The organism is Halomonas sp. BM-2019 (assembly GCF_017584085.1).
On the sequence record NZ_CP071922.1, the window covers coordinates 3,014,043 to 3,033,443 of the forward strand.

The window sequence follows — 19,401 nt, forward strand, 5'->3', positions numbered from 1 at the left end:
CGATCTTCATGCTCGCCGCACCGGAGAGCCTGGAGGCCCTCAATGCACCCATGGACGCCGCCAGTGCCCGCGAACTGCTCACCCTGGTGCCCGACGACTTCCGCCGCCAGCTCTACGAGCAGGCGCTCTCGCCCCACACCCTGACCATGCTGCTGGTGGCGGCCCATATGGTGATCTTCTGGCTCTCCCAGGACTCCAACGTCACCCCGCCGGTGTGTCTCACGGCGTTTGCCGCCGCAGCCATCGCCAGGACGCCGCCGATGCGCACCGGCTTCACCGCCTGGAAGATCGCCAAGGGGCTCTACATCATCCCACTGCTGTTCGTCTGGTCGCCGCTGATCGGCGGGACGCCCCTGGAGATGGTCACGGTGTTCGCCTTCGCCCTGTTCGGCATCTACGCCATCATCGCCGGGCTGGAGCTGCCCTGGTGGCTGCGCCTGGCGATGTTCCCCATGGGCGCCCTGATGCTCTGGCCCCACGGCCAGCTGGCGCTGGACTTCCTGGGCCTGGCGCTGTTCCTCGCCACCCTGGCCTGGAGCGCCCGGGCGGGGCGCGCCTCGGCCGCCCCCCTGGCCACCTCCGGCCACGCCTGAACCCAGGCGCACCGGCCTCCCGCCGCGGCCCTCGGCCGCGGCGAGATGCGCCCCACCGCCCTCTCGCGGTAAAGTAGGGGCATTCCCCTATCCCCCGACTGCTGACTTCCATGATCGCACGACTGGACACCACCGACGCCGGCACCGCCCCCGGGCTGGCAGCACCCTACCTGCGTTTCCTCGAGGCCCTCAAGGCGGCCGGTTTCGAGGGCGAGATCGCCCCGAACTACGCCGCCCGCACGGTGCTGGCCACCGACAACTCCATCTACCAGCGCCTGCCCCAGGCGGTGCTCTACCCCCGGCATGGGGAGGATCTCGCGCGCATCGCCCACCTGGGCGGCCAGGTCGAGTACCGCCAGGTGGTGCTCACGCCCCGGGGCGGCGGCACCGGCACCAACGGCCAGTCGCTCACCGACGGCCTGGTGGTGGACGTCTCCCGGCACATGAACCGGATCCTCGAGATCGACGTTGAGGCCCGCCGGGTGCGGGTCCAGGCCGGGGTGGTCAAGGACCAGCTCAATGCCGCCCTCAAGCCCCATGGGCTCTTCTTCGCGCCGGAGCTCTCCACCTCCAACCGCGCCACCATCGGCGGCATGATCGCCACCGACGCCAGCGGCCAGGGCAGCTGCGAGTACGGCAAGACCCGCGACCACGTGCTCGAGCTGGAGGTGCTGCTGCTTGGCGGCGAGCGGCACAGCAGCCGCCCGGTGGATGACGCCGAGCTGGAAACCCTGTGCGCCCGCGACGACGCCGTGGGCCGCGCCTATCGCACCGCCCGGGAGATCATCGACACCCAGGGCGCGCTGATCGCCGAGAAGTTCCCGCCCCTCAACCGCTGCCTGACCGGCTACGACCTGGCGCACTTGAGAGACGCGGAAGGCCGCCTTGACATGAACAGCCTGCTGTGCGGCGCGGAGGGCTCGCTGGGCTTTCTCGACGAGGCGGTGCTGAACGTGCTGCCGATCCCCAGGCACTCCACCCTGGTCAACGTGCGCTACGCCGGCTTCATGGACGCCCTGCGCGACGCCAAGGCGCTCATGGGCTCTTCACAAGATCAGCCGCAGGTGCTCGGCTCTTCATCAACCCAGCCGCAGGCGCGCCCCACCTCCATCGAGACGGTGGACGACAAGGTGCTGCTGCTGGCCATGGAGGACTTCGTCTGGGAGAGCGTAGCGGAGTTCTTCCCTTCGGGTGAGACGCCGGTGCGCGGCATCAACCTGGTGGAGTTCAACGACGATGACCCCGAGCGCCTCGCCGAGCGCGTCGCCGCCTTCTGCCGCCACCTGGAGGCGGACGAGAGCGTTCAGCGCCTGGGCTTCACGTTGGCCTCCGGCCGCGCCGCCATCCAGCGCGTCTACGCCATGCGCAAGCGCGCGGTGGGCCTGCTGGGGAACGCCCGGGTCGATGAAAAGGGCGAGAAGCGCCCCATCCCCTTCGTGGAGGATACCGCGGTGCCGCCGGAGCACCTGGCCGACTTCATCAGTGAGTTCCGCGCCGCCCTCGATGCCCGCGGCCTTGCCTACGGCATGTTCGGCCACGTGGACGCCGGGGTGCTGCACGTGCGCCCCGCCATCGACATGAAGGACCCCGAGCAGGCGCGGCTGATCCGCGAGGTCTCCGACGCGGTGGTCGAGCTGACCACGAAATACGGCGGCCTGCTGTGGGGGGAGCACGGCAAGGGGGTGCGCTCGGAGTACGCGCCCCGCTTCTTCGGCGAGCTCTATCCCAGCCTGCAGCGGGTCAAGGCGGCCTTCGACCCCCACAACCAGCTCAACCCCGGCAAGATAGCGACACCGCTCTCTATCCCGCCCGACGCCGCGGGGGACGAGGCCGTGAAACTCGTCGACCCGGGCCTGCTGACCGTGGATGGGGTGACCACCCGCGGCCAGCTCGACCGCACCATCGACGAGCGGGTATGGCAGGCCCACGCCGCCACCGTCTACTGTAACGGCAACGGCGCCTGCTACAACTACGACCCCAACGACGCCATGTGCCCCTCCTGGAAGGCCACCCGCGACCGCATCCACTCCCCCAAGGGGCGCGCCAGCCTGGTGCGCGAGTGGCTGCGCCTGCAGGGGGAGGCGGGGGTCGACCTGATCGAGGAGTCGCGAAAGAAACAGACCGAGGGCGTCTGGGGCTTCGTGAGGGACTTCCCCCGACGCACCCTCAACACCCTGCGTCGCCGCCGCGAGGCGGACTTCTCCCATGAAGTGTACGACGCCATGGCCGGGTGTCTGGCCTGCAAGTCCTGCGCCGGCCAGTGCCCGGTGAAGGTCAACGTGCCCGACTCCCGCGCGCAGTTCCTGGAGGTCTACCACGGCCGCTACCTGCGCCCGCTGCGCGACTACCTGATCGGCACCACCGAGTTCCTTCTGCCAACTCTCTCGCGTATCGCGCCTGCCTACAATGCGCTGATCGGCCATCGCCTGGTGGATCGCCTGCTCGCCGGCCCCCTGGGCCTGGTGGACAGCCCGCGGCTCTCCCGGGCCAGCCTGAAGAAGACCCTGGCCGCCTGGGGCGTGGCGGAGGCCACCCCCACCTCCCTGGGCCGGCTCACCGAGGCCCAGAAGGCCAGCAGCGTGGTGATCGTCCAGGATGCCTTCACCAGCCACTTCGAGGCCCGGCTGGTGCTGGATATCGTCGAGCTGCTCGGCCGGCTGGATGTGCGAGTCTTCGTCGCGCCCTACTCCCCCAACGGCAAGCCGCTGCACGTGCAGGGCTTCCTGGGCGCCTTTGCGCGCACCGCCGAGAAGCAGGCCAGGCGGCTGCGGGCCCTGGCCGAGTTCGGGGTGCCCCTGGTGGGCATCGATCCGGCCATGACCCTCGCCTACCGCCAGGAGTACGTGAAGGCGCTGGGGCCGGACGCCGTGCCCCAGGTGCTGATACTGCAGGAGTGGCTGGTAACCCGAGCGGGCAGCCTGGCCCCCCGCGGCCTGCCCCTGGAGGACCCCGGCTACCGGCTGCTCTCCCACTGCACCGAGACCACCAATGCCCCGGGCAGCCCGAAGGCCTGGCAGCAGCTCTTCGCCGCCTTCGGCCTCGAGCTCGAGCTGGTCAGCACCGGCTGCTGCGGGATGTCCGGCACCTATGGCCACGAGGCGCGCAACCTCGAGACCTCGACGACCATCTACGCCCAGTCCTGGCAACCGGTGGTGGAGGACGAGGCCAACCGGGGCAAGCTGCTGGCCACCGGCTACTCCTGCCGCAGCCAGGCCCAGCGGCTCTCCGATACCGCCCTGCCCCATCCCCTGCAGGGGCTGCTCAGGGTGCTCAAGCGGCAAGGCTGAACCGGCCCCCCATCGATGATGGGGGCTTCATCTCCAGGAGGCGACCCCATGAACCGCACCCTGATCCTGATCGGCCTGATCCTCATCGCCGTGGGCCTGCTCTGGCCCTGGTTCTCCCGGCTGCCCCTCGGCCAGCTCCCCGGCGATATCGCCGTGCGCCGGGAGAACGTCTCGTTCTTCTTCCCCATCACCACCATGATCCTGGCAAGCCTTGCGCTGACGGGGCTGCTGTGGCTAATCAACCGGTGAGCACTGCCACTTTCCTGTCAGCACTGCCAGCTTGCTTTCGCCAGAATCAGGAAGGCCGAGTGACGCGTCACTCGGCCTTCTTACCTTGCGGCCTGGGCCCGGCAATCTCGTCAGGAGGAGGCATTCCTGTCCGATGGCGAGGAGCTGCCATCCAGCAGCCAGTACCGGGCTGCCTGGGCACAGACCCAGAAGATGCCAGCCAGGATGACAAAGAACAGGCTGCCCGAGATCAGGTTCCAGCTGATGGGCTGTTGATCGACAAGGATCAGATAGGCAAGGCCTGCCACCAGTGCAAAGATCACCACGATGGCCCCTGCCAGGAAGAGAAAGTACAAGGCTACTCCTAGCTTGTTCAGCATCTCCATCTCCCCAAGCTGCTCAAGGATTCCCTTTCAGCATAGCCCATGGCGGCGACCGCTCGTCCTGTCGTGGATCGCCCTGTTCGGTGAACAGATCTGCGGCCCACACCGGAGACCGCCCAGGGAAGCGTCGGCGTTCTTTCTGTTCATCGAGTCCTTATCACCAGGTGCAGCCGGCTCGCCTAGAAGAACAGCCGCCTTAGCGCCTCGCCGGGGTCGGCCTCACGCATGAAGGCCTCGCCCACCAGGAAGGCGTTGACGTCATGTTCGCGCATGCGCAGCACGTCGTCGCGGGTGTGAATGCCCGACTCGGTGACCACGGTGACCTCCCGCGGGATGCGCGACAGCAGGTTCAGGGTGGTGTCCAGGGTGGTGTCGAAGGTGTGCAGGTCGCGGTTGTTGATGCCCACCAGGGTCAGGTCGAGCGCGAGGGCCCGCTCCAGCTCCCGGGCGTCGTGGACCTCCACCAGCACGTCCATGCCAAGCTCGATGGCCTGGCGATTGAGGTCCGCCATCCGGGCGTCATCCAGGGCAGCGACGATCAGCAGGATGCAGTCGGCGCCGATGGCCCGCGCCTCGCTCACCTGATAGCCGTGGGTGATGAAGTCCTTGCGGATCACCGGCAGGTCGCAGGCGTCGCGGGCCTCGATCAGGAAATCCTCGTGGCCCTGGAAGAAGTCGGCATCGGTAAGTACCGAGAGGCAGGCGGCGCCGCCCTTGGCATAGCTCGCGGCGATCTCCCCGGGGCGGAAGTCTTCGCGGATCACCCCCTTGGAGGGCGAGGCCTTCTTGATCTCGGCGATCACCGCCGGGTCGCCATCGGCGATCAGGCGCTGCATGGCGGCCACGAAGCCCCGCGGCGCGCCCTGCTCCGCGGCCAGGCGCAGCAGCTCGGCCTCGGGGAGGGCGCGTGAACGCTCGGCCACCTCCTCGTCCTTGCGCCGGAGAATTCGGGTCAGGATGGTGGGGGTCGCCCCCAGGGTTGTGCTCATGGCAAGACTCCTAATGCGGGGCGCTTACTGCAGGAAAACGCGGGTGAAGTTGGCCAGCTCCCTGAGCTTCTCCAGGGGCAGCTTCGAGGCCTGGGCGTCCTGGGCCAGGGCCACGCCCTCCTTCAGGCTATCGGCCACCCCGGCGGCGTAGAGGGCCGCGCCGGCGTTGAGGGCGACGATATCGGCCGCCGGCCCCGCGCCCACCAGCGCCTGCTCCACCAGGCGCAGGCTGTCCTCAGCGGACTGCACCCGCAGCGGATCCAGCGACTGGCGTTCGATGCCGAATTCCTCGGGAGTGATCACATACTCGGTGATCTCGCCCTCATGGAACTCGGCCACCCGGGTCGGCGCGGCCAGGGAGATCTCGTCGAGGCCGTCTTCGGCGTGCACCACCAGCACGTGGCGGCTGCCCAGGCGGCGCAGCACCTCGGCCATCAGCGGCACCAGTTCGGCCGCATAGACGCCGAGCACCTGGCTGGGGGCGCCGGCAGGGTTGGTCAGGGGACCCAGGATATTGAACAGGGTGCGCACGCCCATCTCGCGGCGCGGCCCCACGGCATAGCGCATGGCCGGGTGGTGGTTGGGAGCGAACATGAAGCCCACGCCCACCTGCTCGATGCAGCGCGCCACCTGCTCGGGGGTGAGGTCGAGGTGGATGCCGGCCACGGCGAAGAGGTCGGCGCTGCCCGAGGATGACGACACGCCGCGGTTACCGTGCTTGGCCACGTGGCCGCCGGCCGCCGCCACCACGAAGCTCGCCGCGGTGGAGACATTGAACAGGTTGGCGCCATCGCCGCCGGTGCCGACGATATCCACCAAGTTGTCGGTGTGGAGCGTCACCGGCTTCATCAGCTCGCGCATCACCTGGGCGGCGGCGCTGATCTCCTCGGCGGTCTCGCCCTTCATGGCCATGCCCACCAGGAAGCCGGCGATCTGGGCGTCGCTGGCCTCGCCGGTCATGATCTGGCGCATCACCTCGTGGGTGGCGCCGAAGTCCAGGTCCTCGCGGCGCATCACCGCGGCGATGGCGTCTCGCATCTGCATACTCGTTCTCCTTGAGTCAGGCACAGCCCAGCGGCACGTCGGCTCGACGCTTGAGAAAATTTGCCAGCAGCGCGTGCCCCTGGCGGGTCAGGATCGACTCGGGGTGGAACTGCACCCCTTCGACGTCGAGCTCGCGATGGCGCAGGCCCATGATCAAGCCCGGGGTCACGTCGTCGTCAGCGGTCCAGGCGGTGATCTCCAGGCAATCGGGCAGGGTCGTCCGCTCCACCACCAGGGAATGATAGCGGGTCACCTCCAGCGGGTCCTCGAGGCCCTCGAAGACGCCCACCCCGGCGTGGCGGATCCGCGAGGTCTTGCCGTGCATCACCTGGGGGGCGCGGACCACCTCGCCGCCGTAGACCTGGCCGATGGCCTGGTGCCCCAGGCAGATACCCAGTATCGGCAGCCTGCCGGCGAAGTGGCGAATGGCCGCCAGGGAGATGCCCGCCTCGTTGGGGGTGCAGGGCCCCGGCGAGATCACCAGGTGGGTGGGCGCCATCGCCTCGATCGCCTCGAGGGTGATGGCGTCGTTGCGGTGGGTCTCCACCTCGGCGCCCAGCTCCCCCAGGTACTGCACCACATTGAAGGTGAAGCTGTCGTAGTTGTCGATCATGCAGACTTTCATGGGTCTCTCCGGCGCCTTATTCGAGGTTGTCCAGGCCGCGCTCGGCCATGGCCACGGCGCGGAACAGGGCGCGCCCCTTGTTGAGGGTCTCCTGCCACTCCATCTCGGGCACCGAGTCGGCGACGATACCGGCCCCGGCCTGGACGTGCAGCTGGCCATCCTTGATCACCGCGGTGCGGATGGCGATGGCGGTGTCCATGTTGCCGTGCCAGGAGAGATAGCCCACCGCCCCGGAGTAGATGCCGCGCTTGACCGGCTCCAGTTCGTCGATGATCTCCAGCGCCCGGATCTTGGGGGCGCCGGAGACGGTGCCCGCCGGGAAGGTGGCACGCAGGGCATCCATGGCGGTGAGCCCCGACGCCAGGCGGCCGGTGACGTTGGAGACGATATGCATGACGTGGGAGTAGCGCTCCACCACCATCTCCTCGGTGACCTTCACCGAGCCGGTCTCGCTGATGCGCCCCACGTCGTTGCGGCCCAGATCGATCAGCATCAGGTGCTCGGCGCGCTCCTTGGGGTCGGCCAGCAGCTCCGCCTCCAGGGCCCGGTCCTCCTCCTCGCTGCGCCCGCGCTTGCGGGTGCCGGCGATGGGCCGCACCGTTACCTCGCCCTCCTCCAGGCGGGTGAGGATCTCCGGTGAGGAGCCCGCCACCTGATGATCGCCCAGGTCCAGGAAGAACATGTAGGGGGAGGGGTTGAGGCTGCGCAGCGCCCGGTAGAGGTCGAGCGGCGCGGCGCGGTAGGGAATCGACATGCGCTGGGAGGGCACGCACTGCATGACGTCGCCGGCCAGCACGTACTCCTTGATGGTCTCCACCGCGGCCTTGAAGCCCGCCTCGGTGAAGCCGGAGGTGAAGTCCCCCTCCTCTACCGCGGCCCCTCCGGTGCCGGGGCTGATGGTGTTGAGGGTGGCGCTGCGCAGGCGGATCTCCAGCTCCTCCAGGCGCTGCACGGCGCGTCCGTAGGCCTCGGGCTCGGCCGGGTCGGCGTGGGTCCAGAGCGCCAGGCGCCCGGAGAGGTTGTCGAACACCACCAGCTCGTCGGCCACCATCAGCAGGATGTCCGGCACCCCCAGGGGGTCGGGCTTGGCGGCCGCGGCCGCGCTGCGCAGCCGGGGCTCGATGTAGCGGATGGTGTCGTAGCCGAAGTAGCCCACCAGGCCGCCGTCGAAGCGCGGCTGATCGTCCAGGCTCGGCACCCTGAAGCGGGCCTGGAACTGCTCGATCCACGAAAGCGGGTCCTCCACCTCGGCGGCGCCCTGCAGTTCACCGTCCAAGAAGTGGCTCACCGTGAAGCCGCGCACCTCGATGCGCTCGCGGCACGGCAGGCCGATGATGGAGTAGCGCCCCCACTTCTCGCCGCCCTGCACCGACTCGAAGAGAAAGCTCCAGGGGCGGTTGGCCAGCTTGAGGTAGGTGGAGAGCGGGGTGTCGAGATCGGCCAGCACCTCGCGGGTGACCGGGATGCGGTTGTAGCCGGCGTCGGCCAGCGCGCGGAAGCGTTCGGGGGTCATCATGCCCGGGGTCCTCGATGTCACGGATGGGAGATGGTGGGCGCAGGGGGCGCCGGGGCTCAGCGGTGGGCGAGCATCACCATCGCCAGCCGCCGCGGGCGGGCGTGCAGGGCGGGCGGCAGGTGGCGGCGGGGGCGCCGCCACGGGAGAAGCAGGTGTCCGGCAGGGTGCGGCTGATCATCGCGTGGTTTCCGCTTCTTATAGCAATAACGTATTGATTGGGCCGCGCTTATAGCATTAGCCAAAGTCACGTTAAACGAGTTCCGCCAGCGATTCAACCACGGCGTCTGGCCCGCTCTCGCGCACCGGTTCGCCGTGGTTGTAGCCATAGGGCACGGCCAGGGTGCGAAAGCCGGCGGCCCGGCCGGCGGCGATATCATGGCGGGAGTCCCCCACCATCAGGCAGCGCTCCGGGGCCAGGCCGAAGTGGGCCGCCACATGCAGTAGCGGCGCCGGGTGGGGTTTCTTCTCGGGCAGGCTGTCGCCGCCCAGGCAGAGCGCGAAATCCTCGGCCAGGCCCAGCCCCTCCAGCAGCGGGGCGATAAAGGCGTGGGGCTTGTTGGTCACCAGCGCCAGCGGCAGGCCCCGGGCGCGCAGGCCGTCCAGGGCCTTGCGCACGCCGGGATAGAGCCGGGTATGGGCGCCGGGATCACGACCGTAGTGCGCCAGGAAGGCCTGGTGGGCGCGCTCAAGCAGATCGCTGTCGATAGCTGGTGAGCCCCCTCGCAGTGCTGTCGCCGGATCAGCCTCGCCTGTGCCGGCGTATGCCACATGGCACAAGGCGCGCTCCATCAGCTTGAGCGAGCCGTTGCCAACCCAGTCGCGCACCCGCGCCTCGCCGGCAGTGGGCAGGCCCAGCTCGGCCAGGGCCGCGTCCACGGCCAGCGCCAGGTCAGGCACCGAGTCGATCAGGGTGCCGTCCAGGTCGAAGGCCACCAGGGCGGCCCCCTCGAGTAGTCGATGCATCGTGATTCCTCGCTCGCCATCGGGGAGGGAGATGCCCCCTCATGCCGATCATGCATGTAATATTACGAAAAAAATTCATCCCAGTCGCCCCTTGCCCATAGGCAGCGGTCCAAGGCGCCGTTATGCTAGGGGCAGCTGTTGCCGATTCCAGGGTGCACCCCCTCTTCGGTCGGACGCCGACGACAACCTGCCGCGACGCCCGCTCGCCGAATGAGGCCTGCCTCCTGACCCAGGCAACCTTTTATCACCTTCCCTTCTCACCTTTAATGTCAGGAGTCTCTCATGACGCTACCACGCATCGTGGTGGTCGGCGGAGGCGCGGGCGGACTCGAGCTGGTAGCCCGGCTCGGCCGTCGACTCGGCAAGCGCCAGCGTGCCGAGGTCGTGCTCGTCGACCGTAACCCCACCCACATCTGGAAACCGCTTCTTCACGAGGTCGCCACCGGCGCCCTGGACTCCGGCCTCGACGAGGTCTCCTACCAGGGCCATGCCCGGGTCAACGGCTACCGCTTCCAGCGCGGCACCCTGTGCGGCCTGGACCGGGAGCACAAGCAGCTGAAGCTGGAGGCCGTGCATGACGACGAGGGCCAGGAGGTACTGCCAACGCGCACCCTCGACTACGACCTGCTGGTGCTGGCACTCGGCAGCGTGAGCAACGACTTCGGCACTCCCGGCGTGGCCACCCATTGCCACTTCCTGGACAGCCCGGCCCAGGCCGAGGCCTTTCGCCGCGACATGCTCAACACCTTCCTGCGCTACAGCGACCCCGAGCGGCGCAACCACGCGAAGCTCACCGTGGGCATCGTCGGCGCCGGCGCCACCGGGGTGGAACTCGCCGCCGAGCTCTACGACGCCTCGCGCATGCTGCACAGCTACGGCTTCACCCGGCTCAACGCCGGCCAGCTCTCGGTGCACCTGATCGAGGCGGCGCCGAAGATCCTGCCGGCCCTGCCGGAACGCATCTCCGGCGCGGTGCACAAGGAGCTGGAGAAGCTCGGTGTGACCCTGCATGTGAGCACCCGGATCACCGAGGTGGACCCGAGGGGCATGACCACCTCGGAGGGCGAGCGCATCGCCACCGATCTCAATGTGTGGGCGGCCGGCATCAAGGCGCCCCCCTTCCTCTCCGGGCTGGGGCTGACCACCGAGCACAACCACCAGATCAAGGTGCACCCGACCCTGCAGAGCCTCGATGATCCGGCCATCTTCGCCTTCGGCGACTGCGCCAGCTGCCCTCAGGAGAACGGCAAGCCGGTGCCGCCGCGCGCCCAGGCGGCCCACCAGCAGGCCAACCTGCTCTACCGCAACCTGCGCGCTCAGCTCGACGACCGGCCGCTCAAGACCTTCACCTTCCGCGACCGCGGCTCCTTGATCTCGCTGGCCCACTTCGAGGCGATCGGCAGCCTGATGCGCGGCGCCTCGGCGCGCAGCCTGTTCATCGAGGGACGCCTGGCGAAGTTCTTCTACGCCTCGCTCTACCGCATGCACCAGCGCGCCATCCACGGCAGCCTCAAGACCGGGGTGACCATCGTGGTGGATCGCCTCAACCGCTTTATCCGCCCGCGGATGAAGCTGCACTGAGCGCCCGGCGGGCCAGCCAGGCCCGCTTCGCCCTCGGCGAGAGCCGCTTGATCTCGGCTTCCAGCCGCAGCGCCTTGGCACCGCGGCCGGCGGCGTGCTCGGCCAGGCGCCGGTCGACGTCGGTGGTGATGCCGGTATAGAGGGCGCCGGCCGCAGTCTCCAGCAGGTAGAGGTGCCAGACCGGCGGCTCAACGGCGGGGGACCGCTCGCTCACGACCTCAGCGCACGCCGTCCAGCTGCGCGCGGAAGTCGCCGATCACGCTGTCGTAGCGGTGCGGGTCGGCCTCGCTGCGCGCCTTGAAGATCGCCGAGCCGGCCACGAAGGTATCGGCGCCGGCCCGGGCGATCTCGGCGATGTTCTCCACCTTGACCCCGCCGTCGATCTCCAGGCGGATAGCGCGGCCGGAGGCGTCGATGCGGCTCCGCGCCTCGCGCAGCTTGTCCAGGGTGCCGGGCAGGAAGGACTGGCCGCCGAAGCCGGGGTTGACGCTCATCAGCAGCACCATGTCCACCTTGTCCAGCACATGGTCGAGATAGGCGAGGGGCGTGGCCGGGTTGAACACCAGGCCCGCCTGGCAGCCGCCGTCGCGAATCAGCTGCAGGGAGCGGTCGATATGGTCCGAGGCCTCCGGGTGGAAGGTGATGATGCTGGCGCCGGCGTCGATGAAGTCGCCGATCAGCCGGTCCACCGGGCGCACCATCAGGTGCACGTCGATGGGTGCGGTGACCCCGTGCTTCCGCAACGCCTCGCAGACCATGGGCCCGATGGTCAGATTGGGCACATAGTGGTTGTCCATCACGTCGAAGTGGACGATATCGGCACCGGAGGCCAGCACGTCGTCCACCTCTTCGCCCAGGCGTGCAAAGTCAGCGGAGAGGATCGAGGGGGCGATCAGGAAGTCACGGGGCGCATCGGTCATGGCAGGGTCCTGGGATCACTGGCAAGTGCGCGCATTCTACCAGAGCACGCCGGGCTCGGCAGCGCGAGAGAGGCGGTGCGTCCCGCAGCAACATAGTCAAAAAAAGAATAAAAAAAATATTTGTAATTACCATTGTGCGACATTACCCTTCCGGGAACCGTCAACGAATCCCGGAGTGTATGCCATGATCCTGCGCCCCCTCTTCCAGCGCTCCCTGCTCGCCATTGCCCTGGGCGCGGGCTTCGTCGGCCTGGCCAGCGCCGCCGAGCGCGAGCTGCTCAACTCCTCCTACGACATCGCCCGGGAGCTGTTTTCGGCCATCAACCCCGAGTTCATCGCCCACTGGCAGAGCGAACAGGGTGAGACGGTCAGCGTCAGCCAGTCCCACGGCGGCTCCTCCGCCCAGGCCCGGGCCATCCTCCAGGGCCTGCGCGCCGACGTGGTGACCTACAACCAGATCACCGACGTCCAGGCCCTGGCCGACGGCGGCCTGGTGGATGCGGCCTGGCAGGAGGCACTGCCCAACAACGCCTCGCCCTACTACTCCACTACCGCCTTCCTGGTGCGCAAGGACAACCCCAAGGGCATCGAGAGCTGGGACGATCTGGTGCGCGAGGACGTGCGCATGGTCTTCCCCAACCCCAAGACCTCCGGCAACGGCCGCTACACCTACCTGGCCGCCTGGGGCTTCGCCGATGCGGAGTTCGAAGGGGATGAAGAGAAAATTCAGGACTTTATGCGCACCTTCCTGCGCAACGTGGCGGTCTTCGACACCGGCGGCCGCGGTGCCACCACCAGCTTCATCGAGCGCGGCCTGGGCGATGTGCTGATCAGCTTCGAGTCCGAGGTCAACAACATCCGCAGCGAGTACGGCAGCGACGACTACGAGGTGATCGTGCCGCCGGTGAGCATCCTGGCCGAGTTCCCGGTCGCCGTGGTCGAGCCCAACGCCGAGCGCAACGGTAACCTGGACCTGGCCCAGGCCTACGTGGAGTACCTCTACAGCGAGGAGGCCCAGCGCACCCTGGCCGGCTTCAACTATCGCGTCCATCACGAGGCGGTCGTCGAGGAGTTTGCCGACCAGTTCCCGGAGACCGAGCTGCTGCGCGTCGAGGAGATCTTCGGCAGCTGGGAGCAGGCCATGGAGGACCACTTCGCCGGCGGCGCCCTGCTCGACCAGCTGCAGCGCCGCTGAGTTCAGGCATCCATCGGAGACGCCTCACGCCCATGAGCACCCGCGCCCTTCCCTTCGCCACCGGCCGCACCCCCAAGCGGGTGCTGCCGGGGTTCGGCCTGTCGCTGGGCGTGAGCCTGCTGTTCGTCTCGCTGGTGCTGCTGCTGCCGATGACCGGCCTGTTCGGCCAGCTGGCCGGACTCAGCCTGGCCGAGTACTGGGCGATCATCAGCGACGGCCGCGTGGTGGCCAGCTACACCGTCACCATCGGCGCCGCCGCGGTGGCGGCGCTGGTCAACGCCGCCTTCGGGCTGCTGCTGGCCTGGGTGCTGGTGCGCTACGAGTTTCCCGGCAAGCGCCTGCTCGATGCGCTGATGGACCTGCCCTTCGCCCTGCCCACGGCGGTGGCCGGCATCACCCTGGCCACCCTCTATGCGAGCAACGGCTGGATGGGCCGGCTGCTCGAGCCGCTGGGCCTGCAGGTCGCCTACACCTGGATCGGCATCGCCCTGGCCATGGCCTTCACCAGCATCCCCTTCGTGGTGCGCACCGTGCAGCCGGTGCTGGAGGATCTGCCCGTGGAGGTGGACGAGGCCGCCCTGACCCTGGGTGCCAGTGACGCCACGGCCTTCCGGCGGGTGATCCTGCCCCACCTCTGGCCGGCGCTGGTCACCGGCACCGGCCTGGCCTTCGTGCGCTCGCTGGGCGAGTTCGGCGCCATCATCTTCATCGCCGGCAATATGCCCTACGAGACCGAGATCACCGCGCTGATGATCTTCGTGCGCCTGCAGGAGTACGACTACGCCGGCGCCTCGGCCATCGCCTCGGTGGTGCTCTTCGTCTCGCTGGCGCTGCTGCTGGCCATCAACATCTGGCAGGGGCGCTTCATCAAGCGCCTGCATGGAGGGCGCGGCTGATGCAACGTATCGGTGATGCCCCGGCGGTGCGCCGGGCCCTGATCCTCGCCGCCGTGGCCCTCGCGGCGCTCTTCCTGCTGCTGCCGCTGGTGGCGATCTTCGCCCAGGCCTTCGCCCAGGGCGTGGCGGTGTTCTGGGCCAACGTGACCAACCACTACACCCTGCGCGCCATTGGCCTGACGCTCTTCATCACGGTGCTGACCATTCCGGTCTGCCTGGTGTTCGGCGTGGCCCTGGCCTGGCTGGTGACCCGCTTCCAGTTCCCGGGGCGGCGCCTCCTGCAGACCCTGATCGACATCCCCTTCGCGGTCTCGCCGGTGGTGGCGGGGCTGGTCTACCTGCTGCTCTACGGGCGCAACGGCTGGCTGGGCGGCTGGCTCGACGGCTACGACATCCAGCTGATGTTCGCCTGGCCCGGCATCCTGATGGTGACCATCTTCGTCACCTGCCCCTTCGTGGCCCGGGAGCTGATCCCGCTGATGCAGGCCCAGGGCTCCCGCGAGGAGGAGGCCGCCGTGACCCTCGGCGCGCCGGGCTGGACCATCTTCCGTCGGGTGACCCTGCCCAACATCCGCTGGGCGCTGCTCTACGGGGTGATCCTGACCAACGCCCGGGCGGTGGGCGAGTTTGGCGCCGTCTCGGTGGTCTCCGGGGCCATCCGCGGCCAGACCATGACCCTGCCGCTGCACCTGGAACAGCTCTACCAGGACTACAACACGGTCGGCGCCTTCGCCAGCGCCTCGCTGCTGGCGCTGATCGCCCTGCTCACCCTGGCCGCCAAGGCCACGCTGGAATGGCGCGCTGCGCGCCAGGAGGCCCACTCATGAGCATTCGTCTGCACAACATCGGCAAGCACTTCGGGGCCGGACGCCAGCGCACCCGGGCGCTGGAGCCGGTGAGTCTCGACATCCATGACGGCGAGCTGGTCGGCCTGCTCGGCCCCTCCGGGTCGGGCAAGACCACCCTGCTGCGCATCATCGCCGGTCTCGAGCACGCCGACCCGGACAGCGGCGCGCGCATCCTCTTCGGCGACCGCGACGTCACCGACGTGCACGTGCGCGACCGGCGCATCGGCTTCGTCTTCCAGCACTACGCGCTGTTCCGCCACATGACGGTGTTCGACAACGTCGCCTTCGGCCTCACCGTGATGCCGCGCAAGCACAGGCCCACCAGCGGCGAGATCCGCGCCCGGGTCCACCGCCTGCTGGAGATGGTGCAGCTCGAACAGCTGGCGGGTCGCTACCCGGCCCAGCTCTCCGGCGGCCAGCAGCAGCGCGTGTCCCTGGCCCGTGCACTGGCCCTGCGTCCCGACGTGCTGTTGCTCGACGAGCCCTTCGGCGCCCTGGACGCCAAGGTGCGCCAGGACCTGCGCCGCTGGCTGCGTCACCTGCACGATGAGCTGGGCTTCACCAGCCTCTTCGTGACCCACGATCAGGAGGAGGCCCTGGAGCTCTCCGACCGAGTGGCGGTGATGAGCAACGGGCGCATCGAGCAGATCGACAGCCCGGACGCGGTCTACAAGACACCGGCCAACCGCTTCGTCTTCGAGTTCCTGGGCGACGTGAACCACCTGGAGGGCGAGGTGCGCGACGGCACCCTCACCTGCGGCGAGGCGCGCCTCTCGGTGGAGCTGCCCGACGGCCCCGAGGAGCTGCTGCTGCGCCCCCACGAGGTGCGGCTGACCGCGGCCCCGAGCGATAACGCCCACCTGCCGGTGACGGTCACCGCCACCTCCCCGGTGGGCGCCGAGGTCAGGGTGGAGCTGGCCGCGGACTGGCTCGGCGAGCCTTGGCTTGCCACGGTGCGCCACGCCGATTACGAGCGCCTGGGGCTGACCCGCGGCCAGCGGCTCTTCGTCGAGCCGCGCCGCTGGCACCGATTTCCCGCCGAGCGCCCCGAGCGCTCGCTGACGGCGGCCGCCGACGCGGCCTGATCCCGTCAGGGCGGCCAGGCCATCAGGGTCTCCGGCTCGCCGGTCAGCGGCTCGATACGCTCCTCGACGGCCTGGAAGCCCAGGCGGCGATAGAAGGAGACCGCGCGCACGTTGTGTGAGTAGACGCACAACGTCAGGTGCGGGTGCCTGGCCATGGCGTGAGCCATCAGCCGGGAACCGTGGCCGTAGCTCTGCGCCTCGGGGTCGATGAACAGCGCCTCGAGATGTTCGCCATTGCGCGCGCTGAAGCCGATGACCCGCCCCTCCTCCTCCAGCACCAGCAGCTCCTCGACGCCGGCCAGGTGGTCGCGGGCCATGGCATCGCTGTGCGCCTCCCAGAACGCCACGGGGATGAAGTCGTGGGCCTGGCGCGCGGCGCGCAGCCAGATGTCGACCAGAAGGGGGATCTCCTCGGGGGTGGCGGGACGTATCATGGCACTCATCCGACAGGGTCTAGACTTTCAGTGTACGCGTTGAGGGCATCGTCCTGCCCGGGCAATTCCGACCGCCCCCTGGGCGAGGCTATACTCCCTCCTTTCCACGCCCGATGCCTGATCCGGAGTCTGCCATGCTGCGTCGTCGCTCCCCTCGCCCTGCCCTGCTTCGCCTCTGTGCCGCGCTGCTCGCCGGCACGTTGCTGGCCGCCTGCGCCAGCCCCCACTACCTGCAGCTCAACCCCCAGCGCAGCGCCGAGGTGCCGGTGACCGGCAGCGGCCAGGCGATCACGGTGATCGCCGTGGACGGGCGCGACAGCGAGGTGATCGGCACCCGCACCGGCAGCGCCATGTCCACCGCCACCATCACCGTCAACGCCCATGAGCTGGTCCCGCACCTGCAGCGCGAGGCCGAGCGTGCGGTGCGCGACATGGGCTTTCGCCCCACCACCGAGAGCGCCCCGGGTCGTCCCAGCCTGACCCTGACCCTGGACCACCTGGGCTACGAACGCGGCCAGAGTCGCCCGGTGATCGACGAGGCGCGCATCGAGGCGGTGTTCATCGCCGAGGCGGTCAACGGCGGCAACACCTACACCGGCACCTATACCTCACGCCGCACCCAGAGCTACGCCATTCGCCCCGACCGCGACACCAACACCCGCATGGTCAATGACCTGCTCGCCGACGGCCTGAACCGCGCCTTCCGGGATCCGGAGCTGGGTCGCCTGCTGGCCCGCTGAGGGCTACTCCACGGGGCCGCGGCGCACCAGCGCCCAGGCGCTCTCGCGAAAGCCGCTGCCCGCCTCGGGCTCGCCCCGTTCCAGCAGGCTCACCCGGAAGTTGGGGTCGAACAGCTCGCGGATCTCCTCGGCCGACACGTCGAACGGCGGACCGCCCCCGTCCCCGGGGGCGCGTTCGAGGCTGATCAGCAGGCCGCGGCTGCCCGGCGGGATCAGCTGCGCCAGGTGGAAGGCGTAGCGCTGGCGGGTGGCCGCCGGCAGGGCGATCAGCGAGGCACGATCGTAGAAGGCGCCGATCTCCGCCGCCTGCTCGATATGGAAGTGGAAGAAGTCGCCGCACCACAGCTCCACGCTGCCCTGACGGCACACCGCGAACCCCGCCTGGTGGTAGCGGGTGGTGACGCCCTTGCCCTCGGCCATGAACTGCTCGATGGCCTCTGGCACCAGCTCGATCCCCAGCACCGGATGGTCCCGGTCGGCCAGCCAGCGCATGTCCAGGCTCTTGCCGCACAGCGGCACCAGCACCTTGGTGCCGGGCCTCACCGCTAGCCGCGGCCAGTGCGCCGTCAGCATGGGGTGGGGCAGGTCGCGGTGGAAACCGATGCGCCCTTCGCGCCAGCGGTCGAGCCATTCGTTGGCCATGTGCCCGTCCCTGTCCGCGCTCAGAACCAGCGGTCGCGCTTGCGCCGCCTGCGCGGCAGATGGGGGACGATCAGCCCCACCAGCAGGCCGGCCCCGGCCACGCCGCCGCCATACATGAAGTAGCGCATCAGCAGGTCCTCCTCCTGGGTATCCAGGCGTGCCTGCAGCTGACGAATCGTTTGGCGCGACTGCTCACTCTCGGCGTCCAGTTCGCCGTTGTGCGCCTCGAGCTCGGCAATGCGCGCCTCTCGAGACTCCAGGGCCTCGCGCATGGAGGCGGTGCGGCTCTCCCACTCCTCGTTGATACCCTCCAGCTCGGCGCTCAGTTCGGCCACCTGCTGCTCCAGTTCGGGCAGGCGTACCTGGGCGCTCGGGGTGTCCTGCAGCTCGTTGCTCAGCACCCAGACGCTGTTGCCGTCGACGTTCTGCACGCGGCTGTAGCTGCCGCTGGTCTCGAGCAGCGTCACCGGTTCTCCGGCGGTGAGGGTGCCGACAATACGATAGCCGTCGGTGGGCCCGCTGCGCACATAGGTGGTGAGGGAGTCGCTGACCCAGTGGGTCGCGTTGCTCTCCTGGGCCTGCAGGGGCAGGGCCAGGAGCCCCAGGGCCATGCCCAGGGAGAGTCGTGTGATGTCGTATCGTGTCATGCCATCGTCCTGGCTAAAGCTGGCGAATTTCCACTCTGTCGCGACCTGTGCCCGTCAGCGGCCTCCTGCCGATGACGCAGCGATGAGACGGCCGGCACCCGCGGTGCCGTGTTGCCACAAGGCAATTTTCCACAGCTCCTGTGGACAAGTATCAGGAAAACCGCTGGAAAGCCGTCGTCCAGCGGCGTGGCGACTGCCCTGCGCCCAACCTGATCAAGGAGTGACCAGTGCCCCCCTCAGCGGTCCGGGGCCGAGGGCGGCGCGAAGGGCCGTGGAAACTCGGCCACCCGCCCGTCGCTCTTCACCGCCCGGGGCGGGCCCTCCCGCTCCACCTCATCGATGCGCACGATGGCGTTGAGCGGCAGGTAGCTGCGGCTGACGCCGTCGAAGGTCCGCCGCAGCTTGTCCGCGGTGGGATCCACCACCAGCTTGGAGGCGTCCTCGAAGACGAACTCCTCCACCTCGATGAACCCCCACAGGTCGCTCTGGAAGATCTCGCGCGCGTAGAGCTCCCAGACCTCCCCCTGCTGGTGGAAAACCACCCGATAGATCGGCTTCGCCGCCATGGTGCTGACTGTTCCTCGACCACTGTCCACAGGAGGCGCAAGCGTAGCATACTCCCGCGCCGGACGGCCCATGCTGGCCCCGTCGCCGGGCCGTGCGTATAATGGCCCACTACTTTCTTTCCAGGCCCGCAGCGGCCGAACGTTCATGGCACCGCCGCCGGGCACCGAGTCCTGCGCGTGCCACGCCTGCCAACCCCATCCACCGGTGACAGACGTCGG

General features: G+C 68.9%; 20 protein-coding genes and 1 pseudogene. 9 read left to right on the forward strand and 12 right to left on the reverse strand.

Going from position 1 to position 19,401, the window contains the following annotated elements:
• From J5F18_RS15030 to J5F18_RS15040, 3 genes and pseudogenes are all read left to right on the forward strand, one after another.
• Positions 1-593, forward strand: a pseudogene (locus J5F18_RS15030) (TRAP transporter permease); the annotation flags it as partial.
• Positions 594-703: 110 nt separating this feature from the next.
• Complete coding sequence (locus J5F18_RS15035) at positions 704-3,880, forward strand: FAD-binding and (Fe-S)-binding domain-containing protein (RefSeq protein WP_346299375.1); 3,177 nt, start codon at positions 704-706, stop codon at positions 3,878-3,880.
• A 48-nt stretch (positions 3,881-3,928) separates the two neighbouring features.
• Positions 3,929-4,129 (forward strand): DUF2905 domain-containing protein, encoded by a 201-nt coding sequence (locus J5F18_RS15040; RefSeq protein ID WP_346299376.1) that lies wholly within the window; start codon positions 3,929-3,931, stop codon positions 4,127-4,129.
• Positions 4,130-4,239: 110 nt separating this feature from the next.
• Here J5F18_RS15040 and J5F18_RS15045 read toward each other — a convergent pair whose 3' ends face one another.
• From J5F18_RS15045 to J5F18_RS15070, 6 genes are all read right to left on the reverse strand, one after another.
• Positions 4,240-4,488: a hypothetical protein gene (locus J5F18_RS15045; RefSeq protein ID WP_346299377.1), complete on the reverse strand. Its 249-nt coding sequence runs from the start codon at positions 4,486-4,488 to the stop codon at positions 4,240-4,242.
• A 182-nt stretch (positions 4,489-4,670) separates the two neighbouring features.
• The gene (gene trpC, locus J5F18_RS15050) at positions 4,671-5,480 is read right to left on the reverse strand and encodes an indole-3-glycerol phosphate synthase TrpC (protein ID WP_346299378.1); all 810 of its coding nucleotides are present in this window, start codon (positions 5,478-5,480) and stop codon (positions 4,671-4,673) included.
• A gap of 24 nt (positions 5,481-5,504) precedes the next feature.
• The gene (gene trpD, locus J5F18_RS15055) at positions 5,505-6,524 is read right to left on the reverse strand and encodes an anthranilate phosphoribosyltransferase (RefSeq protein WP_346299379.1); all 1,020 of its coding nucleotides are present in this window, start codon (positions 6,522-6,524) and stop codon (positions 5,505-5,507) included.
• 16 nt (positions 6,525-6,540) lie between these two features.
• Positions 6,541-7,149, reverse strand: a complete 609-nt coding sequence (locus J5F18_RS15060; RefSeq protein WP_346299380.1) for an aminodeoxychorismate/anthranilate synthase component II — start codon at positions 7,147-7,149, stop codon at positions 6,541-6,543.
• Between the two features lie 16 nt (positions 7,150-7,165).
• Positions 7,166-8,662: an anthranilate synthase component I gene (trpE, locus tag J5F18_RS15065; RefSeq protein WP_346302251.1), complete on the reverse strand. Its 1,497-nt coding sequence runs from the start codon at positions 8,660-8,662 to the stop codon at positions 7,166-7,168.
• Between the two features lie 252 nt (positions 8,663-8,914).
• Entirely contained in the window at positions 8,915-9,628 is a 714-nt protein-coding gene (locus J5F18_RS15070) for a phosphoglycolate phosphatase (RefSeq protein WP_346299381.1), read from the reverse strand.
• 282 nt (positions 9,629-9,910) lie between these two features.
• On the opposite strand from J5F18_RS15070, the gene J5F18_RS15075 reads away from it, so the two are divergent.
• A complete protein-coding gene (locus J5F18_RS15075; RefSeq protein ID WP_346299382.1) occupies positions 9,911-11,209 on the forward strand; it encodes an NAD(P)/FAD-dependent oxidoreductase in 1,299 nt (432 codons plus the stop codon).
• On the opposite strand, the gene J5F18_RS15080 is transcribed toward J5F18_RS15075, so the two are convergent.
• Both J5F18_RS15080 and rpe read right to left on the reverse strand, forming a co-directional pair.
• Positions 11,181-11,423: a GIY-YIG nuclease family protein gene (locus tag J5F18_RS15080; RefSeq protein WP_346299383.1), complete on the reverse strand. Its 243-nt coding sequence runs from the start codon at positions 11,421-11,423 to the stop codon at positions 11,181-11,183. The two genes, J5F18_RS15075 and J5F18_RS15080, sit on opposite strands and share 29 nt — an antisense overlap.
• A gap of 4 nt (positions 11,424-11,427) precedes the next feature.
• A complete protein-coding gene (gene rpe / locus J5F18_RS15085; RefSeq protein ID WP_346299384.1) occupies positions 11,428-12,129 on the reverse strand; it encodes a ribulose-phosphate 3-epimerase in 702 nt (233 codons plus the stop codon).
• A 184-nt stretch (positions 12,130-12,313) separates the two neighbouring features.
• On the opposite strand from rpe, the gene cysP reads away from it, so the two are divergent.
• From cysP to J5F18_RS15105, 4 genes are read left to right on the forward strand one after another with little or no spacing between them, the layout of a single operon-like run.
• Positions 12,314-13,324 (forward strand): thiosulfate ABC transporter substrate-binding protein CysP, encoded by a 1,011-nt coding sequence (gene cysP / locus J5F18_RS15090; RefSeq protein WP_346299385.1) that lies wholly within the window; start codon positions 12,314-12,316, stop codon positions 13,322-13,324.
• 32 nt (positions 13,325-13,356) lie between these two features.
• Entirely contained in the window at positions 13,357-14,220 is an 864-nt protein-coding gene (cysT, locus tag J5F18_RS15095) for a sulfate ABC transporter permease subunit CysT (protein WP_346299386.1), read from the forward strand.
• Positions 14,220-15,047 carry a sulfate ABC transporter permease subunit CysW gene (gene cysW / locus J5F18_RS15100; protein ID WP_346299387.1) on the forward strand — a complete coding sequence of 276 codons (828 nt, stop codon included), beginning with the start codon at positions 14,220-14,222 and terminating at the stop codon, positions 15,045-15,047. The genes cysT and cysW overlap by 1 nt, the downstream gene beginning before the upstream one ends.
• Positions 15,044-16,153 carry a TOBE-like domain-containing protein gene (locus J5F18_RS15105; RefSeq protein ID WP_346299388.1) on the forward strand — a complete coding sequence of 370 codons (1,110 nt, stop codon included), beginning with the start codon at positions 15,044-15,046 and terminating at the stop codon, positions 16,151-16,153. Before cysW ends, J5F18_RS15105 begins: the two co-directional genes overlap by 4 nt.
• Positions 16,154-16,158: 5 nt before the next feature.
• Here the strand turns inward: J5F18_RS15105 and J5F18_RS15110 are convergent, their stop codons facing one another.
• Positions 16,159-16,587: a GNAT family N-acetyltransferase gene (locus J5F18_RS15110; RefSeq protein WP_346299389.1), complete on the reverse strand. Its 429-nt coding sequence runs from the start codon at positions 16,585-16,587 to the stop codon at positions 16,159-16,161.
• A 134-nt stretch (positions 16,588-16,721) separates the two neighbouring features.
• On the opposite strand from J5F18_RS15110, the gene J5F18_RS15115 reads away from it, so the two are divergent.
• Positions 16,722-17,327 (forward strand): YajG family lipoprotein, encoded by a 606-nt coding sequence (locus tag J5F18_RS15115; protein ID WP_346299390.1) that lies wholly within the window; start codon positions 16,722-16,724, stop codon positions 17,325-17,327.
• A gap of 3 nt (positions 17,328-17,330) precedes the next feature.
• Here J5F18_RS15115 and J5F18_RS15120 read toward each other — a convergent pair whose 3' ends face one another.
• The 3 genes from J5F18_RS15120 to J5F18_RS15130 form a co-directional block, all read right to left on the reverse strand.
• Positions 17,331-17,969, reverse strand: a complete 639-nt coding sequence (locus J5F18_RS15120; protein WP_346299391.1) for a thiopurine S-methyltransferase — start codon at positions 17,967-17,969, stop codon at positions 17,331-17,333.
• Positions 17,970-17,989: 20 nt separating this feature from the next.
• Positions 17,990-18,580, reverse strand: coding sequence for a TIGR04211 family SH3 domain-containing protein (locus tag J5F18_RS15125; protein WP_346302252.1), 591 nt, complete (start codon positions 18,578-18,580; stop codon positions 17,990-17,992).
• 272 nt (positions 18,581-18,852) lie between these two features.
• Complete coding sequence (locus J5F18_RS15130; RefSeq protein WP_346299392.1) at positions 18,853-19,182, reverse strand: DUF1820 family protein; 330 nt, start codon at positions 19,180-19,182, stop codon at positions 18,853-18,855.
• Between the last annotated feature and the right edge of the window lie 219 nt (positions 19,183-19,401).

What these genes read in the sequence shown, in the direction of transcription:
- J5F18_RS15035 (WP_346299375.1), top strand. Translation starts at nt 704, where the DNA reads ATGATCGCACGACTGGACACCACCGACGCCGGCACCGCCCCCGGGCTG.
- J5F18_RS15040 (WP_346299376.1), top strand. Translation starts at nt 3,929, where the DNA reads ATGAACCGCACCCTGATCCTGATCGGCCTGATCCTCATCGCCGTGGGC.
- J5F18_RS15045 (WP_346299377.1), bottom strand. Translation starts at nt 4,488, where the DNA reads ATGCTGAACAAGCTAGGAGTAGCCTTGTACTTTCTCTTCCTGGCAGGG.
- trpC (WP_346299378.1), bottom strand. Translation starts at nt 5,480, where the DNA reads ATGAGCACAACCCTGGGGGCGACCCCCACCATCCTGACCCGAATTCTC.
- trpD (WP_346299379.1), bottom strand. Translation starts at nt 6,524, where the DNA reads ATGCAGATGCGAGACGCCATCGCCGCGGTGATGCGCCGCGAGGACCTG.
- J5F18_RS15060 (WP_346299380.1), bottom strand. Translation starts at nt 7,149, where the DNA reads ATGAAAGTCTGCATGATCGACAACTACGACAGCTTCACCTTCAATGTG.
- trpE (WP_346302251.1), bottom strand. Translation starts at nt 8,662, where the DNA reads ATGACCCCCGAACGCTTCCGCGCGCTGGCCGACGCCGGCTACAACCGC.
- J5F18_RS15070 (WP_346299381.1), bottom strand. Translation starts at nt 9,628, where the DNA reads ATGCATCGACTACTCGAGGGGGCCGCCCTGGTGGCCTTCGACCTGGAC.
- J5F18_RS15075 (WP_346299382.1), top strand. Translation starts at nt 9,911, where the DNA reads ATGACGCTACCACGCATCGTGGTGGTCGGCGGAGGCGCGGGCGGACTC.
- rpe (WP_346299384.1), bottom strand. Translation starts at nt 12,129, where the DNA reads ATGACCGATGCGCCCCGTGACTTCCTGATCGCCCCCTCGATCCTCTCC.
- cysP (WP_346299385.1), top strand. Translation starts at nt 12,314, where the DNA reads ATGATCCTGCGCCCCCTCTTCCAGCGCTCCCTGCTCGCCATTGCCCTG.
- cysT (WP_346299386.1), top strand. Translation starts at nt 13,357, where the DNA reads ATGAGCACCCGCGCCCTTCCCTTCGCCACCGGCCGCACCCCCAAGCGG.
- cysW (WP_346299387.1), top strand. Translation starts at nt 14,220, where the DNA reads ATGCAACGTATCGGTGATGCCCCGGCGGTGCGCCGGGCCCTGATCCTC.
- J5F18_RS15105 (WP_346299388.1), top strand. Translation starts at nt 15,044, where the DNA reads ATGAGCATTCGTCTGCACAACATCGGCAAGCACTTCGGGGCCGGACGC.
- J5F18_RS15110 (WP_346299389.1), bottom strand. Translation starts at nt 16,587, where the DNA reads ATGATACGTCCCGCCACCCCCGAGGAGATCCCCCTTCTGGTCGACATC.
- J5F18_RS15115 (WP_346299390.1), top strand. Translation starts at nt 16,722, where the DNA reads ATGCTGCGTCGTCGCTCCCCTCGCCCTGCCCTGCTTCGCCTCTGTGCC.
- J5F18_RS15120 (WP_346299391.1), bottom strand. Translation starts at nt 17,969, where the DNA reads ATGGCCAACGAATGGCTCGACCGCTGGCGCGAAGGGCGCATCGGTTTC.
- J5F18_RS15125 (WP_346302252.1), bottom strand. Translation starts at nt 18,580, where the DNA reads ATGGCCCTGGGGCTCCTGGCCCTGCCCCTGCAGGCCCAGGAGAGCAAC.
- J5F18_RS15130 (WP_346299392.1), bottom strand. Translation starts at nt 19,182, where the DNA reads ATGGCGGCGAAGCCGATCTATCGGGTGGTTTTCCACCAGCAGGGGGAG.